Raw genomic sequence first — 17,887 nt, 5'->3', positions numbered from 1 at the left:
GGATAAATTATAGGTGTTTAAACACAGTATATTTTTGCGTATATACGCAGGACTCGTCATCCTTGTCGTCTTGGTGGCGGTGTTCGGCTATCTGTTGGTACAGATTATCAACTATCAGCGTGCGCAAGAATATCGCGAATCCCTGACTGATGGTATGGCATATATCATCAGTGAAGGGGTTGCACGCCAGCCAAATCTCCAGCAAAAAATGGATTGGGTTTCTGATGCCTCCGATTTGCTGGAATTGCCCATTCACTATGTAGAAGCCAGCAAGGTCGACATTACCCGTGCTGAAGGACGCCGTATTGCCGAACGTAAGGCTGTGGTGCGTTGGGACGCCGAATCGGGTATTGCCTATATTGTGGTGGGGCTGCGCGATGACCCGGGTCATTACCTTTATATTAAGGCCGACAGCATTACTGAGCGCCAGATGAAGGCCTTACCAGTCTTTATCCTGGATTATCTGGTCTACTATCCAGGTCAGGAAAAAGAATACCTGGCTCGTATTCAGGATTATTTTTCTTATCCGGTTTCCATCGAAAACGTCCAGAATCTACCTTTAGATTCCGAGCAGATCGGGCGCTTGCGTCTTGATCACAGTATTATCCTGTATCGGGATAGTGCCTCAATCCGTGGCACCACCATTTCAATTATTTCGCCAATTCCAGGTTCGACCTCACAAGTCTTGGTGATGGGACCGGTGCCATTGTTTAACTGGATGCCATTCCAGTTAGCGACTGGTATTACCTTATTGAGCCTGTTTGTGCTGAGTCTGGGGGTGTATGGTTTGCTGGTGCCAATGCAGCGCAAGTTGCGTGAAGTCAGCTATGCCTTAAACAAAATGAAAACCGGTAATATGTCATTGCGTCTTCCTGTAGAAGGAAGTGACGAAATGGCAACGCTGGCCTCTAGCTTTAACAATATGTCTGATCATATTCAGCGCCTGATTGAAGCCCAACGTGAATTGATGCGTGCGGTGTCGCATGAACTTCGTACACCAGTGGCGCGGATTCGTTTTGGTGTGGAAATGATGGTAGATGAAGATGATTACGATTATCGTCTGCAACAGGTCGAACAGATTGATAAAGATATTGAGGCGCTGAATACCCTGATTGACGAGATCATGACCTATGCCAAGCTAGAACAGGGCATGCCTTCGATCGAGTTTGAAAAGGTCAATCTGTTTGAAGTGCTGAATCAGGTAGCTCTGGAAACTGAAGCATTAAAAACCCAGAAAATCATTGAGCTACATTCAATGCCTGATGTGGTGGTTGAGGCAGAGCGTCGCTACCTGCATCGTGTAATTCAGAATCTGGTCGGCAATGCTGTACGTTATTGCGATAATAAAATCTTGATTAGCGGCGGTCTGGATCAGGATGGTCAAGCCTATGTTTGCGTTGAAGATGACGGGCCGGGGATTCCGGAAATAGATCGTGCCCGCATTTTTGAAGCCTTTGCCCGACTGGATGATAGCCGTACCCGTGCTTCGGGTGGTTATGGTTTAGGTTTGTCGATTGTCAGCCGGATTGCGTACTGGTTTGGTGGTACGATTCAGGTGGATCAAAGTCCGACGCTGGGTGGCGCGCGTTTTACCATGACCTGGCCGGCACAGCGTTATGTCAAGAAGAGTAAGCGCAAGATGCTAGAAAAAAAGCCTGAGGAAGCGAGTGATCATTTAGCTTGATATTGTATAAATGATTTTAGTCATAAAAAACGATGCATCGGCATCGTTTTTTATTAGGAGCGATTTTTATTCCTGAATGGTCGCATCAGGTTCAATGAGTGATTTACCCTCTTTTAAGCTTTGTAGCGCTTCAGAGTTAAAGTCGATCACCAGTTTGGTATTTTTCGCATCGACGTTATAACGCTGAATCAGTTTTTGGTCGCCTGATAACGTTTCGACTTTATATTCGTCAGCGATATTCATAATGCCATCCAGATTGATGCTGGAAGAAGCATGGTCCTCTTGAAAAAGTGCATGGATGTCACGTAAGTCAAAAGCTGCCTGGCTTATGTTAGGATTTTTCTGGATGTAATTTTCTATATGTCGAACCAGTAATTGAGCAAATAAAAAATAATTCGGCTTATGGGAAAAGCGTAGAGACATGCAAGGACTCCTTATTGTTACTTTATTAATGTCATGATGTGGTTTAGAAATAGAAATAACATATTCTGAATCAGTCCGTTGAGCATGTTGCAAAAAGACACAATTGTGAATCTAAGATTAGCAAGTGGCTGCAGGCGGTAAAGCAACAGTTAAATATAAAAAATCACATTAAATCTCAAGTTAAATCAAATGGTTTGAAAAGAAAAATAGTTGTTAAAATAAGTTTTTATCTGATTTAACTTGGATTCAATAGTGAAAAGGACTATATCTAAATGGGTGGGCGAGAAAAGCAGCTCGTCGATTAGTCTATTTTCTGGCAGCGCTATTTATAGAAAAATTAATAGATAATTAAAATTTAATTTGGGAAAACGATTAAAACGAATTCTGAATGATTAAAGTCAAATTAAATGCTGAAATGTCTAAAAAATCATCCCAAAGACTAAGGCTTATAAACTAGCAAGTGAAATCCAAAATCAGGTACAATTGGCGGGATTAATTTTGTGTTTGGTGTATTTGAAGGCCAATACATACATTCTTTGTTAACAAATAGGCCTGCCAGGAGTTATCCCCGCATGAGTGCTATTACTCCATACGAATGGGCAATTATTGCCTTCGTGATCGGCGTTACATTTTTATGCGTCTTTATGCTGACTGTCCCATTACTCCTCGGGGGTAAATCATGGGGCCGTGCCAAGCAGGAGCAGTTTGAGTCAGGTGTAGTTAGCGCAGGTGGAGCTCGTATCCGCTTGTCTGCAAAGTTCTATTTAGTTGCAATTTTCTTCGTGGTGTTTGATTTAGAAGCACTTTATCTATATGCATGGGCGGTTTCTGTTCGTGAAGTAGGTTGGATTGGTTTTGCAACTGCAGCTATCTTTATTTTAGTTTTACTTGTTGGTTTGGTTTACGAATTATCCACAGGCGCACTCAACTGGGCACCTTCAGACAAACGTAAAGCCGCAGGAATTAAAGCTAAGATTGGTTCGCCAAATATGGATCTAGCAGAAATTACGCGCTTTAACTCAATTGAAGAATTGGTAATCGACCCTACAGGTCAAATCCCAGCTCAATCCTCTGGTCGTGTGAAAAGCTCACCGGCTAAATCATCTGATAAGGAGTAAGACGGGATGAAATATACATTAACCCGTGCGAATCCGGATGCTGATCAATATCCACTTCAAGAGCGTATCCTTGTAGAAGATCCGTTACTTGAAGAAGAAGTGAATAAGAATGTATTCATGACTCGTTTAGAGGATGTGGTACATACAGCAGTCAACTGGGGTCGTAAAAACTCAGTTTGGCCGTTTAACTTTGGTACATCATGCTGCTATGTAGAGTATGCGACGACCTTAACCGGTGTGCATGACTTGTCACGTTTTGGTGCCGAGGTGATTCGTGCTTCACCGCGTCAGGCGGATTTAATGATTGTGGCGGGTACCTGCTTTGTGAAAATGGCGCCTGTCATTCAACGTTTGTATGAACAGATGCTTGAACCGAAATGGGTCATTTCAATGGGGGCATGTGCCAACTCAGGTGGGATGTACGACATTTATTCAGTGGTACAAGGTGTGGATAAAATCATCCCGGTCGATGTTTATGTTCCCGGCTGCCCACCACGTCCTGAAGCTTTGATTCAGGCATTAATGCTGTTGCAAGACCAGATTCAACTCGAGCGTCGTCCGCTTTCTGCGGTGATCGGTGATGATCTTAAGCCAGTGTATAAGCCAAAGATGATGCCGGAACGTGACCGTAAGAAAGATCAGCGTGTTGCTGTGAAGAACTTGCGCTCTATGGATGAAATTAAATAATTTAAACGACTGGTCTTTTTTGCTGCACCCGCTATGGGTGTAATTGTCGTTTAGGTTGACTGAATTTGTATTAAATAGGAAGCCAAGCCAATGGCTGAAACTGACATTGCTATGCCAGAATCAACACCAGTTGATTCACGCCCAGCATTTGCCATCATTGAAGAACTCAAAACCAAATTTGGTGAGAACTTCTATGTGCAAACGACTTTCGAGGATTTCCCGACAGTCTGGGTTGAGCGCGCACGTGTACAAGAAGTTTTAATGTTCTTGCGTACAGTATCACGTCCTTACGTGATGTTGTTCGACTTGTCTGCGGTAGATGAGCGTCTGCGTACGCACCGCGACGGTTTACCTGCGTCTGACTTCACAGTGTTCTACCACTTGTTGTCGCTCGAGCGTAATACTGACATTCGTATTAAGGTTGCCTTAGCTGAAAGTGATCTGAATCTTCCGACGGCAACCAACATCTGGCCAAATGCCAACTGGTACGAACGTGAAGCTTACGATATGTTTGGGATCAATTTCGAAGGGCATCCAATGCTCCGTCGTATCTTGTTGCCAACCTATTGGGAAGGTCATCCGCTACGTAAAGAATATTCTGCACGTGCGACTGAATATACCCCGTATTTACAAGACAAGGCCAAGCAGGACTACGAACAGGAACATCTGCGTTTCGTGCCTGAAGATTGGGGTATGAAGCGCGGTAATGCCGATGAAGACTTCATGTTTCTGAACTTGGGGCCTAACCATCCATCTGCGCACGGTGCATTCCGTGTAATTTTGCAGCTGGACGGCGAAGAAGTGAAAGACTGTGTGCCTGATATCGGTTATCACCACCGTGGTGTGGAAAAGATGGCTGAACGTCAAACCTGGCATTCATTCATTCCGTATACAGACCGTGTCGACTACTTGGGTGGTTGTGCACAAAACATGCCTTATGTGATGGGCGTGGAGCAAATGGCGGGCATTACTGTACCGGACCGTGCGCAATGTATCCGCGTGATGATGTCGGAATTGTTCCGTATCAATAACCACTTGTTGTTTATTGGTACTGCAATTCAGGATGCCGGCGGTATGACCCCAGTATTCTATATGTTCGCTGACCGTCAAAAGATTTATGACGCGATTGAAGCGATCACGGGTTACCGTATGCACCCAGCTTGGTTCCGTATTGGCGGTACTGCGCACGACCTTCCAAACAACTGGCAGCACCTCATTCGCGAAATCCTCGACTGGATGCCGAAGCGTATGAATGAATACTACACAGCTGCATTACGCAACTCTGTATTCATGGGTCGTACACAAGGTGTAGCGCAATATGACGCTAAATCTGCATTGGCTTGGGGTGTAACCGGTACTGGTCTTCGTGCAACAGGTATTGACTTTGACGTTCGTAAATATCGTCCGTATAGCGGCTACGAAAATTACGATTTCGAGGTTCCTTTAGAGTACGAAGGCGATGCTTATGCACGTGTCATGGTTCACTTCCGTGAAATCGAAGAATCACTGAAAATCGTCAAGCAATGTCTAGACAACATGCCGTCTGGTGCGTACAAAGCAGACCATCCACTGGCTGTTCCACCACCAAAAGACAAGACATTACAAGATATTGAAACCTTGATTACGCACTTCTTAAGCGTATCTTGGGGTCCTGTAATGCCGGCAGGTGAAGCATCTGTGATGGCGGAAGTGGTGAAAGGTGCGTCGAACTACTACTTGACTTCAGACAAGTCAACCATGAGTTACCGTACCCGTATTCGTACACCAACCTTCACGCATTTACAGCAAATGCCTTCTGTGATTAACGGCAGCCTCATGTCTGACTTAATCATTTATTTAGCGACCATTGACGTCGTAATGGCTGACGTGGATCGCTAAGGGGTAAACGCATTATGATGATTTTGACTGATAAAAAGCCACGTGTGAACGTTGAAGGAATTTTGACTGCGGACGAAATTCACGATATCGAACATCACATGGGGCACTATCCATACCCACGTGCGGCATGTCTGGACGCGCTAAAGTGTGTACAACGCCGTAATGGCTGGGTAGATGATGCGCAAATGAATGCCATCGCGCAAATGCTGAGCATGAGCGTTGCAGATCTGGAAGGTGTGGCAACCTTCTATAACCGTATTTACCGTCAGCCGGTCGGTCGTCACGTAATTTTGTTATGTGATTCGATTGCGTGCTTCTTGATGGGTGCGGAAACTTTGGCAGAAGCATTCCAGCGCGAATTAGGCATTCAGTTTGGTCAAACGACTGCAGATGGTCGTTTTACCTTGCTGCCAATTTGCTGCCTGGGCAACTGTGACAAAGGTCCAACCTTAATGATTGATGAAGACACGCACGGTCTGGTTGAAGTGACTTCGGTGAAACAGCTGTTGGAGAAGTATGTATGAATACTGAACCAAAACCAATTTATGGCGACGGTAACCCGGAAACGCATCCACTCACATGGCGTTTAAGCAAACAAGCGAACGTACGTAATGCAGATGATTACGAAGCGCTCGAAGGTTATGCAGGCTTTAAAAAAGCCCTGTCGATGTCGCCTAAAGATGTATTGGACGTGGTGAAGGCAGCGACTGTTAAAGGTCGTGGTGGTGCAGGCTTCCCGGCAGGCATCAAATGGTCACTAATGGCGCCAAATGACAATTCAGGTCCACGTTACCTGATTTGTAATGCCGATGAGATGGAACCAGGTACCTTCAAAGACCGTTTGTTGATGGAAGATCTTCCACATCAACTGATCGAAGGGATGCTCATCGCGGGTTATACGCTTGAAGCAACCCACGGTTATATCTTTATCCGTGGCGAGTACATCGAAGCGGCTCAGTACTTAAATGAAGCGCTTGAGCAAGTTCGTGCCAAAGGTTACTTAGGGGATAACATCCTGGGTACCGGCTGGAACTTCGAGTTACACGTGCATACCGGTGCAGGTCGTTATATCTGTGGTGAAGAAACTGCATTGATTAACTCGCTTGAAGGCCGTCGTGCCAACCCGCGTACCAAACCGCCATTCCCGCAAGTTGCAGGTGCTTGGGGTCGTCCTACGATTGTCAACAACGTAGAGACCTACAACAACTTACCCGCCATCATGCTGCGTGGCCCTGAATGGTATATCGGCTTGTCTGCGGGCAAATCGAAAGATCCAGGTACCAAAATCTATGGTGCATCAGGTAAAGTGAAATTCCCGGGTCTATGGGAATTGCCTTTTGGTACGACTGCGCGTGAAGTGATTGAAGATCACGCGGGTGGTATGCGCGATGGCTTAACGCTGAAAGCATGGTTACCGGGTGGTGCATCAACGGACTTCCTGGCGGCCGAGCATATCGATCTTCCGATGGATGCGGAAAGCATCATGAAAGCCGGTTCTCGTTTGGGAACATGTCTGCTCATGGTGGTTGATGAAACCCAATGTATGGTTTCAGCAACACGTAACCTAGAAGAATTCTTTGCACGCGAATCATGTGGTTTCTGTACCCCTTGCCGTGATGGCTTGCCTTGGGCAGTGAAAGCGTTAAAAGCGCTGGAAAATGGCACAGGTAAACAGGAAGATATCGATCACTTACAAGAGTTAACGCGTAAGCTTTGGATCGGTAAGACTTTCTGTGCCCACGCACCGGGTGCAATGGAACCGCTCATGGGCGCACTCAAACATTTCCGTGGCGAATTTGAAGCGAAGGTGGTGAATGCCGCTGCTCAAGTTAGCTCCGTAGAACAAGCTTAAGGAATTCGACTATGGCTACAATTCATGTCGATGGCAAATCGTATGAAGTCAACGGCTCGGAAAACTTGCTACAAGCATGTTTGAGTCTTGGCATTGATATCCCATACTTTTGTTGGCATCCGTCCTTAGGTTCTGTCGGTTCTTGCCGTCAATGTGCCGTGACTCAATACGCGAATCCGGAAGATACCCGTGGTCGTTTGGTCATGTCATGTATGACGCCTGCATCTGACAATACCTACATCTCGATTGAAGACAAAGAAGCAAAAGATTTCCGTGCTTCGATTGTTGAATTCTTGATGACCAACCACCCGCACGACTGTCCGGTTTGTGAAGAGGGTGGTCACTGTCATTTACAAGATATGACCGTAATGACACAGCATGACCGTCGTCGCTACCGTTTCACCAAACGTACCCATTACAACCAAGAGCTTGGCTCATTCATTTCTCACGAAATGAACCGTTGTATCGCCTGTTATCGTTGTGTGCGTTATTACAAAGACTATGCAGGTGGTACGGACTTCGGCGTGTATGCCAACGCATCACGTGTGTATTTCGGTCGTCCGGAATCAGGCACTTTAGAATCTGAATTCTCGGGTAACCTGACTGAAGTTTGTCCAACAGGTGTATTTACCGATAAAACTCATTCGGCACGTTATAACCGTAAATGGGACATGCAATATGCGCCAAGCGTATGCCAAGGTTGTTCTTCAGGTTGTAACATCTCTCCGGGTGAGCGTTATGGTGAACTTCGCCGTGTCGAAAACCGTTTCAATGGTGAAGTTAACCAATACTTCCTATGCGATAAAGGTCGTTTCGGTACAGGTTATGTGAACCGCGAAGACCGTCCGCGTCAACCACAATTCCGTAAAGGTGCGACTGTAGAAACTGTTTCAGTAGATGTAGCACTAGATACGGTCATTGCAAATATCCAGGGCAAAAAAGTATTAGGTATTGGTTCACCGCGTGCATCACTTGAATCAAACTTCGCACTTCGTGAGTTGGTGGGTCAAGAGAACTTCTCAACAGGTCTGTCTCAAAAAGAGCAAAACCTGGTTGAATTGGCAGCTTCTATCATGCAAACCGAGGGTGTTTACAACCCGAACATGCGTGAAATTGAAAGCTACGATGCTGTGTTAATTTTGGGTGAAGACCTGACCCAAACTGCGCCTCGTATGGCTTTATCTGTTCGCCAGGCTGCGAAAAATAAAGGTAAAGAGATGGCGGCAGAGCGCCGTACGCAAGAATGGTTGGCTGAGCCGGTACAACGTATTGCCCAAGATGCGAAATCTCCGATTTACATCCTGGCTGCGACACAAACCCGTTTGTCTGATGTTGCTGAAGGTGAAGTGGTTGCTTCTCCAAATGATATCGCGCGTTTAGGTTTTGCAGTTGCTGCAGCAGTTGCGGGTGAAACGATTCTTGGTTTAGATGACGATGCCAAAGCATTTGCACAAATCATTGCGGACACTTTAAAAGCTGCGAAGAAACCACTGATCATCTCGGGTACAAGCTTGCAAGATCCTGCCATTATGGAAGCTGCTGCACAAGTTGCACAGAATCTGGGTAATGCAGGTCTGACCTTGACGGTTCCTGAAGTGAACTCGATGGGTATGGCGATCTTCGGTGGTCAAAGCCTAGAGCAAGCATTTGCACAAGATTACGATACTGTAATTGTGGTTGAAAACGACCTTTACCGTCGTCTTCCTGCTGCACAGGTCGATGCTGCACTTGCAGGCAAAGATGTGATCGTACTGGATCACTCTGAAACTGCAACAGTGAAAAAAGCCGATATCGTGCTTTCTGCTGCGTCGTTTGCTGAAGGTGATGGTACTGTCGTTTCTCAAGAAGGCCGTGCACAACGTTTCTACCAAGTGTATGACCCAAGCTACTACAATCCTGAATTGGCGATCAAGGAGTCTTGGCGCTGGTTACACGCTCTGGAAACAGGCGTAAAAGGCAAAGCGATTTCTTGGACTTTACTGGATGATGTGATCGAGTCAGTGGCGAAAAACGTTCCTGCGCTTGAAGGCATTCTGGATGTTGCACCTGATGCGGGCTTCCGTGTTCATGGCTTGAAAGTGGCACGTGAACCACGTCGTTACTCAGGTCGTACTTCAATGCGTTCACCATTGTCTGTACATGAGCCGAAACAGCCTACAGATAAAGATTCTGCATTAACGTTCTCGATGGAAGGTTATGTCGGAGACCAGACCCCATCTCCACTGGTTCCATTTGCATGGTCTGCAGGCTGGAACTCGCCACAAGCTTGGAACAAGTTCCAGGAAACTGTAGGTGGTTCACTGAAAGGTGGTGATTCAGGCGTTCGTTTATTCGACCGTTTGGCAAAACGTCCGGCACGTACATTCGTTGCACCGGCACCTGTTCTGGTAAATGCTGAAAGCTTCCGTCTGGTACCGATGCACCATATCTTTGGTTCAGGTGAATTCACGGTAAAAACACCAGCGATGGAAACACGTATTCCTGAAGCGGTATTTGCAGTGGGTGAGCAGGATGCAGCGCGCCTGAATGTTCAAGATGGTCAGACAATCACGGTGAAAGCAGGTGAGACGTCAATCGTTCTTCCAGTTCAAGTGATTGAATATTTACCGACAGGTTATATTGGCTACCCAATCGGTCTGGCACCGACGGTATCTCTTGCAGAGCCTGTTTCAGTCGCGGTAGGAGTGTAATTCATGGAACAAGAATTAATCCGTCAAACGCCGCTGTGGGCTGAAAACTGGCCAATTGCCTATTCAGTCATTCAAGCGATTGTGATCTTGCTGGTTGTAGTACTGATCGCTGCGTTGATGTCTTTTATTGAACGTCGTTTACTCGGCTTGTGGCAAGACCGTTACGGTCCGAACCGTGTTGGTCCGGGCGGTATGTTCCAGATTGTTGCCGACATGCTGAAAATCATGTTCAAGGAAGACTGGACACCTAAGTTTGCTGACAAATTGACGTTCCGTATGGCGCCAGCAGTTGCGATGGCAACTGCGGTACTGTCGTTCATGGTTATTCCTGTATCACCTTATTTAGGTGTAGCAGACATGAACATCGGCCTGTTGTTCTTTATGGCAATGGCGGGTATTGCAGTTTATGCAGTCCTGTTCGGTGGCTGGTCATCAAACAACAAATATGCCTTACTGGGCGGTTTGCGTTCTGCAGCTCAGACCATTTCGTATGAAGTGTTCTTGGGTATCTCGTTGATGGGTGTGGTGGCAATTGCCGGTTCATTCAACATGCGTGAAATTGTTGAAGCGCAAAAAGATGTCTGGTTTGTGATTCCTCAGTTCCTTGGCTTCCTGATCTTCGTGGTTGCAGGTGTGGCGGTAACGCATCGTCACCCATTTGACCAACCAGAAGCAGAACAGGAACTGGCAGAAGGTTACCATGTCGAATACGGCGGTATGAAATGGGGGATGTTCTTCGTTGCGGAATACGTCAACGTGGTACTGATCTCTGCATTGATCGTGACGTTATTCTTCGGTGGCTGGCTTGCGCCATTCAACCTTGATATTCCGTTCCTTCCAGCAGCATTCTGGTTCATTATCAAAACAGCATTCTTTGTAATGATGTTTGTACTGGCGCGTGGTTCTTTAATGCGTCCACGTTATGACCAGGTGATGAACTTTGGTTGGAAAATTTGCTTGCCATTGGCGTTGGTTAACCTTTTGGTAACTGGTGCTGTGATTCTGATGAATCAGGCCTAAGACAGCAGGGAGAACAAAATGTTTAAATTTCTAGCTGGATTCGGGTCAATCGTTCGTTCGTTGTGGATGGTGTTCAGCCACGCAACACGTAAACGTGACACCATTTTATATCCGGAAGTGCCGGCCGAAGAAATCGTGCCACCACGCTTCCGTGGTCGTATCGTATTGACGCGCGACCCTGATGGCGAAGAACGCTGTGTGGCATGTAACCTGTGTGCGGTTGCCTGTCCGGTAGGCTGTATTTCACTACAAAAAGCAGAACGTGAAGATGGTCGCTGGTATCCGGAATTTTTCCGTATCAACTTCTCGCGTTGTATTTTCTGCGGTATGTGTGAAGAAGCGTGTCCAACCACTGCGATTCAGATGACCCCGGACTTCGAGCTTGGCGAATATGTTCGTCAGGACTTGGTCTATGAAAAAGAACACCTGCTGATTTCTGGTCCTGGTAAATATCCTGACTATAACTTCTACCGTGTAACCGGTATGGCAGTTGCAGGCAAGGACAAAGGTCAAGCACAGCGTGAAAGTGCACCTGTTGATGTACGGAGTCTATTACCATGATGTGGCCATTTTATTTAATGGCCCTCGTGGCCATTGTCTCTACGGTTCGCGTGGTCACTAACGCGAATCCGGTACATGCTTTATTAAGCCTGATCGTCTCATTGCTTGCAGTCGCAGGCATGTTCCTGATCGTCGGTGCACCATTCGCTGGTGCGCTGGAAGTAATTGTTTATGCGGGCGCGATCATGGTGTTGTTCGTGTTCGTGGTGATGATGCTGAACCTAGGTGAGCAGACCGTTGAACAAGAACGAAAATGGTTGACTTCATCGGCTTGGGCTTATCCGGCGTTGATGAGCTTCCTGATCGGTTTGGTGCTGGTATGGGTATTAAACTCTGATTACACACAAGCTTCACTGGTAATGGGTACAGAAATGGTGGGCCCGAAAGCAGTGGGTCAAGCACTCTTTACGCAATACTTGTTGTTGGTTGAAGTTGCCGCGATGTTATTGCTTGCTGCCTTGGTAGCTGCATTCCATTTGGGTAAACGTGAACCAGATGCAGAAGAGGAAAAAGAATAATGGGCAACATCCCTTTAGAGCATGGTTTGATCGTTGCATCTATTCTCTTTGCACTGGGTTTTTACGGTGTAATGGTGCGACGCAACCTACTATTTATTTTAATGAGCCTTGAAATCATGATGAACGCTGCTGCTTTAGCGTTCGTCCTGGCGGGCAGTGCATGGGCACAGCCAGATGGTCAGATCATGTTTATCCTGATCCTGACGCTTGCTGCGGCAGAGGCTTGTATTGGTCTTGCGATCGTCCTTCAGTTCTATCATCGCTTCCATCACCTGGATGTGGATGCTGCTAGTGAGATGCGCGGATGAGTTATTTATATCTAACAATTTTATTTCCGCTCATTGGTTTTGTCCTGTTAGCGGCGGGGCGCAACAAGCTCCCGGAATCTGTTGCAGCCATTATTGGTGTCGGTGCAGTCGGTTTATCTGCACTGTTCGCACTGATTGCAGGGATGGACTTTGTGAATAATGGTTCAACTGCAGTTGTGCAACATCTTTGGACCTGGTTCAGTGTTGGCGGTTTTGCTCCGGGCATCAGCTTACAGCTGGATGGCTTGTCTTTATTGATGCTGGGCATGGTGACAGGTGTGGGTTTCTTGATTCACATCTTTGCATCATGGTACATGCGCGGTGAAGAAGACTTCGCACGTTTCTTCTCTTACTTCAACCTGTTCGTTGCGAGCATGTTGTTGCTGGTATTGGGCGATAACCTGGCTTTATTGTTCCTGGGCTGGGAAGGCGTAGGTCTGTGTTCATACCTGCTGATCGGTTATTACTACCAGAACCCTGCAAACGGTCTGGCGGCAATCAAGGCATTTACCGTGACCCGTATCGGTGACGTATTCTTGCTGATTGCCATGTTCCTGATCTTCCAGCAATTCGGTACCTTGAACATTCATTACATCGTTGAAAATGCAGCGACTGTAATGACCCAAAGTTCATCTTTGACCATCTGGACAGCATTGTTATTGTTCTTGGGTGCGGCGGGTAAATCTGCACAGATCCCGTTACAAACATGGTTAGCCGATGCGATGGCAGGTCCAACACCTGTTTCTGCATTGATCCATGCTGCAACGATGGTAACAGCGGGTGTTTACCTGTGCTGCCGTCTATTCGCAGTCTTTGAACTTGCACCAGAAGTGATGGTATTTATTTCGATCACAGGTGCGGTGACCTTGCTTGTGGCTGGTTTTGCTGCACTGGTTCAAACCGACATCAAACGTATTCTGGCATACTCAACCATGAGTCAGCTCGGTTATATGTTTATGGCGGTAGGTGCTGAAGCATACCAGGCAGGTCTGTTCCATATGCTGACTCACGCATTCTTCAAGGCATTATTGTTCTTGTCGTCTGGTGCGGTGATTCTGGCTTACCATCACGAACAAAACATCTTCAAGATGGGCGGTCTGTTCTACAAGAACAAATTCCTGTTTGCATGTTTCGCGATTGGTGGCGGTGCATTGGCAGCGATTCCATTCCTGACGATTGGTTTCTTCTCAAAAGATGCGATTCTTGCTGCAGTCTGGACGCAAAGTCATATTGCTGGTTTACCAGTGTATAACACGCTGTACTGGGTGGGTGTTGCAGGTGCATTCTTAACGTCTATTTATACATTCCGTTTAATCTGGGTTGTATTCTTCGGCAAAGAAAACACGCCTTATCATGAAATCAAAGGTGCAACTTACTGGGCGCCACTGGCGATTCTTGCTGTACTTTCAACAGGTCTGGCGATCGTACTAAAAGCACCGGTAATGAGTGTTCTGGATGCTGCACAAATTCCAGCCTTCATTATTCCTGAAGCGCTTGAAGCAGGTGCACATGGTGCTGAATACATCGCAATTGCTGTTGCTTTGACAGGTCTTGCAGTGGGTGTCGTACTGTTCGCTTTTGCTTACAATGCAGTCAAACGTTTTGCAGCCACTTCTGTAGGTGCTGGCCTGGTCAACATCTGCCGTAATGCATTAGGTTTCGATACGCTGTATGACCTCATTTTCGTGAAGCCATATTTAATGTTCGCGAAGATCTTTGGTCGTGATCCAATTGATGGCCTATGGCTGGTACTTCCTGCACTTGTTAAAGGTGGTCACAGCTTTACAAGTTCACGTCAAACCGGTTCACTGCGTGAATATGCATCTAGTATGGGGCTCGGTGTCGTTGTCCTACTGATGATCTTGATCGTGATTCAGGTCGTGGGGAAATAAAATGGAAGCTCCAAACAATATTATTTTGCCGGCTCTGATCCTCATTCCGTTCATTGCAGGTTTCATATGCTGGTTGGTCGATAAACTCGACCAACACTTGCCGCGTTATATCGCGCTAATCGGTATGCTGGTGACGTTGGTCTTGACCATCGTCCTTTGGCAGACTGGTACTTATAACTATGAATTAGGCGGTGCTACACCTTCGTGGGCTGCCGAATTCAAATTGCCTTGGATTCAAACCCTGGGCATTAACATTCACTTGGCAGTGGATGGTTTATCACTTCTTATGGTTGGCTTGACTGCACTCCTGGGTGTGCTGGCAGTAGGCTGTTCGTGGGGTGAGATTCAAAAGAACGTTGGTTTCTTCCACTTGAACCTTTTATGGTCGTTGGGTGGTGTCATCGGTGTCTTCCTTGCGATTGACCTGTTCCTGTTCTTCTTCTTCTGGGAGATGATGCTGGTACCGATCTACTTCCTGATTGCCCTTTGGGGTCATAAAGGGGCAGAAGGCAAGTCACGTGTTTATGCAGCTAACAAGTTCTTCATTTACACGCAGGTTGCCGGTTTGGTGATGCTGATTGGTATCCTGGGTCTGGTGACTGTGGGCTATACCATGACGGGTGAAATCCGTTTCGACTACAACTATTTATTAGGTGTGGCGAATACGCTTGATGCTCAGGCGCCAGCGGTTGCTTATGCATTCATGATCTGTTTATTCATCGGTTTTGCGGTAAAACTTCCAGTTTTCCCATTACACGGCTGGTTACCAGATGCGCATGCGCAAGCACCAACAGCGGGTTCTGTCGATCTTGCAGGTATCTTGATTAAGACTGCGGCGTACGGTTTATTACGTTTCGTGATTCCGTTCTTCCCGGCAGCATCTGCACAGTTTGCAGACTTCGCAATCATTCTTGGTTTAATCGGTATTTTCTACGGTGCTTGGTGTGCTTTCCAGCAAACCGACATGAAACGCCTGTTGGCTTATACCTCTATTTCACACATGGGCTTCGTTTTACTTGCGATCTACGCAGGTAACATCCTGACCTTCCAAGGTCTGATGATCATGATGTTGGCACATGGTATTTCATCTGCTGCACTGTTCATTATGTGTGGTCAGGTATATGAGCGTGTACATACGCGTGATATGCGTTTGATGGGTGGTATGCGTGGTCAGTTCCCGTATCTTGCATTCTTCCTGATGTTCTTCGTTGCGGCGTTGGTGGGTATTCCAGGTCTAGGTAACTTCATTGGTGAGTTCCTGATCCTGATGGGTGCTTATGCGAAATTCCCGGCGTTTACCATTCTTGCGGCAATCAGCTTGGTATTTGCGGGTCTGTACGGTCTGATCCTGATTCACAAAGCCTTGTTTGGTGTACCAAATGAAGCGCAACAGCAGCATTATACAAATCCGTTAAAAGATCTAAATGCACGTGAAATCGCATTATTGTTGATCTGTGCGTTTGGTCTACTTTGGCTTGGTCTATATCCACAAAGCTTCCTTGACGTTTCTAACTCAAGCATGGCGTGGTTAGCGAATAGCTACATTCCAGTTCAAGAAGTGGTTGAAGTTGCTGATCAAGTAACGACTCAACTTGAAAATGTGGAGATCCAATAAGCCATGAACTTCACAATGTCTTTTTCTGAGCTTATGCCTCTAGCACCTGTGATGATCGTGTCGTTAACTGCGATCGTCGTGATGTTGCTGACCGCAATCAAGCGTAACCATAACTTGGTGGCTACCACCACGGTGATTGGTTTAAACCTTGCTGCGTTCTATATCATTTTCGTTTTGTTGGCAGGCGTGTTTGCACCTGCCAACGTGATGAATCTGTTCATCGTAGATCCATTTACGATGCTGTACCAGTTTGTGATCCTGATTGCTGCACTTGCATGTGCAACGCTATCTCACGCGTATATCGAAACCTATAAAGATAACCGTGAAGAGCTGTATATCCTGATGCTGACATCCGTTGCGGGTGCCATGCTGATGGTAGCAAGCTCACACTATGCATCATTCTTTATCAGCCTTGAGTTGATGTCGATTCCTGTATATGGTTTGTTGGCATATACACATCAACGTTCTCAATCGCTTGAAGCGGGTGTGAAATATCTGGTGCTTTCAGCAACTGCGTCTGCAATGCTGCTCATGGGTATGGCATATATTTATGCATATACAGGTACTTTAAGTTTCGTTGCTGAACCAGGCAAACTGTTTACCGTATTCAGTCAACCGGCTGTCGTGATTGGTCTGGCATTAATTGTATTTGCAGTAGCATTTAAATTATCGCTGGCACCATTCCACAAATGGACACCAGACGTATACGCTGGTGCGCCAGCGCCAATCGCGACTTTCCTTGCGACAGTTGCAAAAGTGGCGATGATTGGTCTTTTTGTTCGTTATGCATTGTCTTCAGGTTTAATTTTGGCAGACAGCTTCGTCACCATCATTTCGATTATTGCGGTTCTGTCTATCCTTGCAGGTAACTTGCTGGCGGTTCGCCAGGTGAACTTGAAACGTATCTTGGCATACTCTTCAATTGCACACTTTGGTTATTTGCTGGTTGCCATCGTAAGTTCACGTAATACGGATTTCTTACAGGTTCAAGGTTTCGCGACTTTTGAAAGTGTAAACGTCTACGTGATTACCTATGTATTAACCACGATCGGTGCGTTCGGTGTTGTTACGCTGATGTCTAGTCCGTATAACAATACGGATGAAGCGGGTAGTCTGGCTGAATACCGTGGTCTGTTCTGGCGCCGTCCAGTATTGACTGCTGTATTGACGGTGATGATGCTGTCTCTTGCAGGTATTCCATTAACTGCCGGCTTTATCGGTAAGTTCCTGGTGATAAAAACTGCGGTTGCAGGCGAAGCCTGGTTCCTGACTGCGATGGTCATCTTGGGTTCTGGTATCGGTCTGTACTACTACCTGCGTGTGATGGTTGTGCTTTACATGACACCACCTGAAACACCACGTCTAGATGCGGTGAATCATTGGGGCCAAAAAGTGGGTGGTATCATGGTACTTCTTGCTGCGCTTGCGGTACTTGTGATTGGTGTCTACCCAGATCCAGTGATTGCAGTATCTAAATATGCATTCTTTGCCATGTCACCTGAATTGCAACAGTTCATTTTCACTTTGGTTCAAAGTGGTTTTAACTAATATCTGCAAAGATTGACGTTATTACAAAAAAGCCTCCATGATTGGGGGCTTTTTTATTTATACAAATCAATAAAAGCCTTTATAATAGCGGAA

General features: G+C 46.4%; 15 protein-coding genes. 14 read left to right on the top strand and 1 reads right to left on the bottom strand.

Going from position 1 to position 17,887, the window contains the following annotated elements; all coding sequences use genetic code 11:
• Positions 1 to 13: 13 nt before the first annotated feature.
• Positions 14 to 1,684, top strand: coding sequence for a sensor histidine kinase BfmS (gene bfmS, locus F893_RS14120; protein ID WP_005252679.1), 1,671 nt, complete (start codon positions 14 to 16; stop codon positions 1,682 to 1,684).
• 66 nt (positions 1,685 to 1,750) lie between these two features.
• On the opposite strand, the gene F893_RS14115 is transcribed toward bfmS, so the two are convergent.
• Positions 1,751 to 2,107 carry a hypothetical protein gene (locus tag F893_RS14115; RefSeq protein WP_005252677.1) on the bottom strand — a complete coding sequence of 119 codons (357 nt, stop codon included), beginning with the start codon at positions 2,105 to 2,107 and terminating at the stop codon, positions 1,751 to 1,753.
• Positions 2,108 to 2,679: 572 nt separating this feature from the next.
• Between F893_RS14115 and F893_RS14110 the strand changes: the two genes are divergently transcribed.
• From F893_RS14110 to nuoN, 13 genes are all read left to right on the top strand, one after another.
• A complete protein-coding gene (locus F893_RS14110; RefSeq protein ID WP_005252676.1) occupies positions 2,680 to 3,225 on the top strand; it encodes an NADH-quinone oxidoreductase subunit A in 546 nt (181 codons plus the stop codon).
• Positions 3,226 to 3,231: 6 nt separating this feature from the next.
• Positions 3,232 to 3,912 carry a NuoB/complex I 20 kDa subunit family protein gene (locus F893_RS14105; RefSeq protein ID WP_005097925.1) on the top strand — a complete coding sequence of 227 codons (681 nt, stop codon included), beginning with the start codon at positions 3,232 to 3,234 and terminating at the stop codon, positions 3,910 to 3,912.
• A gap of 90 nt (positions 3,913 to 4,002) precedes the next feature.
• A complete protein-coding gene (nuoC, locus tag F893_RS14100) occupies positions 4,003 to 5,790 on the top strand; it encodes an NADH-quinone oxidoreductase subunit C/D (protein ID WP_005097924.1) in 1,788 nt (595 codons plus the stop codon).
• A gap of 14 nt (positions 5,791 to 5,804) precedes the next feature.
• Complete coding sequence (gene nuoE / locus F893_RS14095) at positions 5,805 to 6,314, top strand: NADH-quinone oxidoreductase subunit NuoE (RefSeq protein ID WP_004280775.1); 510 nt, start codon at positions 5,805 to 5,807, stop codon at positions 6,312 to 6,314.
• Positions 6,311 to 7,642, top strand: a complete 1,332-nt coding sequence (nuoF, locus tag F893_RS14090; protein WP_005097923.1) for an NADH-quinone oxidoreductase subunit NuoF — start codon at positions 6,311 to 6,313, stop codon at positions 7,640 to 7,642. The genes nuoE and nuoF overlap by 4 nt, the downstream gene beginning before the upstream one ends.
• Before the next feature lie 11 nt (positions 7,643 to 7,653).
• On the top strand, positions 7,654 to 10,332 hold the full coding sequence (gene nuoG / locus F893_RS14085) for an NADH-quinone oxidoreductase subunit NuoG (RefSeq protein ID WP_005252673.1): 2,679 nt from the start codon (positions 7,654 to 7,656) through the stop codon (positions 10,330 to 10,332).
• Positions 10,333 to 10,335: 3 nt separating this feature from the next.
• On the top strand, positions 10,336 to 11,352 hold the full coding sequence (gene nuoH, locus F893_RS14080; protein ID WP_004280772.1) for an NADH-quinone oxidoreductase subunit NuoH: 1,017 nt from the start codon (positions 10,336 to 10,338) through the stop codon (positions 11,350 to 11,352).
• Between the two features lie 18 nt (positions 11,353 to 11,370).
• The gene (gene nuoI / locus F893_RS14075) at positions 11,371 to 11,913 is read left to right on the top strand and encodes an NADH-quinone oxidoreductase subunit NuoI (RefSeq protein WP_004280771.1); all 543 of its coding nucleotides are present in this window, start codon (positions 11,371 to 11,373) and stop codon (positions 11,911 to 11,913) included.
• Positions 11,913 to 12,431, top strand: coding sequence for an NADH-quinone oxidoreductase subunit J (nuoJ, locus tag F893_RS14070; protein WP_171054322.1), 519 nt, complete (start codon positions 11,913 to 11,915; stop codon positions 12,429 to 12,431). Before nuoI ends, nuoJ begins: the two co-directional genes overlap by 1 nt.
• On the top strand, positions 12,431 to 12,739 hold the full coding sequence (gene nuoK / locus F893_RS14065) for an NADH-quinone oxidoreductase subunit NuoK (RefSeq protein ID WP_004280769.1): 309 nt from the start codon (positions 12,431 to 12,433) through the stop codon (positions 12,737 to 12,739). Before nuoJ ends, nuoK begins: the two co-directional genes overlap by 1 nt.
• Positions 12,736 to 14,631 (top strand): NADH-quinone oxidoreductase subunit L, encoded by a 1,896-nt coding sequence (nuoL, locus tag F893_RS14060; protein WP_005252666.1) that lies wholly within the window; start codon positions 12,736 to 12,738, stop codon positions 14,629 to 14,631. The genes nuoK and nuoL overlap by 4 nt, the downstream gene beginning before the upstream one ends.
• Position 14,632: 1 nt before the next feature.
• Positions 14,633 to 16,246: an NADH-quinone oxidoreductase subunit M gene (gene nuoM, locus F893_RS14055; protein WP_004280767.1), complete on the top strand. Its 1,614-nt coding sequence runs from the start codon at positions 14,633 to 14,635 to the stop codon at positions 16,244 to 16,246.
• Positions 16,247 to 16,249: 3 nt separating this feature from the next.
• Positions 16,250 to 17,794, top strand: a complete 1,545-nt coding sequence (gene nuoN / locus F893_RS14050; protein WP_004645875.1) for an NADH-quinone oxidoreductase subunit NuoN — start codon at positions 16,250 to 16,252, stop codon at positions 17,792 to 17,794.
• Positions 17,795 to 17,887 lie beyond the last annotated feature (93 nt).

Origin of the sequence: Acinetobacter sp. CIP 102136, from assembly GCF_000369685.1 — a bacterium.
GTDB lineage: Bacteria > Pseudomonadota > Gammaproteobacteria > Pseudomonadales > Moraxellaceae > Acinetobacter > Acinetobacter fasciculus.
The sequence above is the reverse complement of the archived record's forward strand: the minus strand, read 5'-3'. Positions and strand labels throughout refer to the sequence as shown.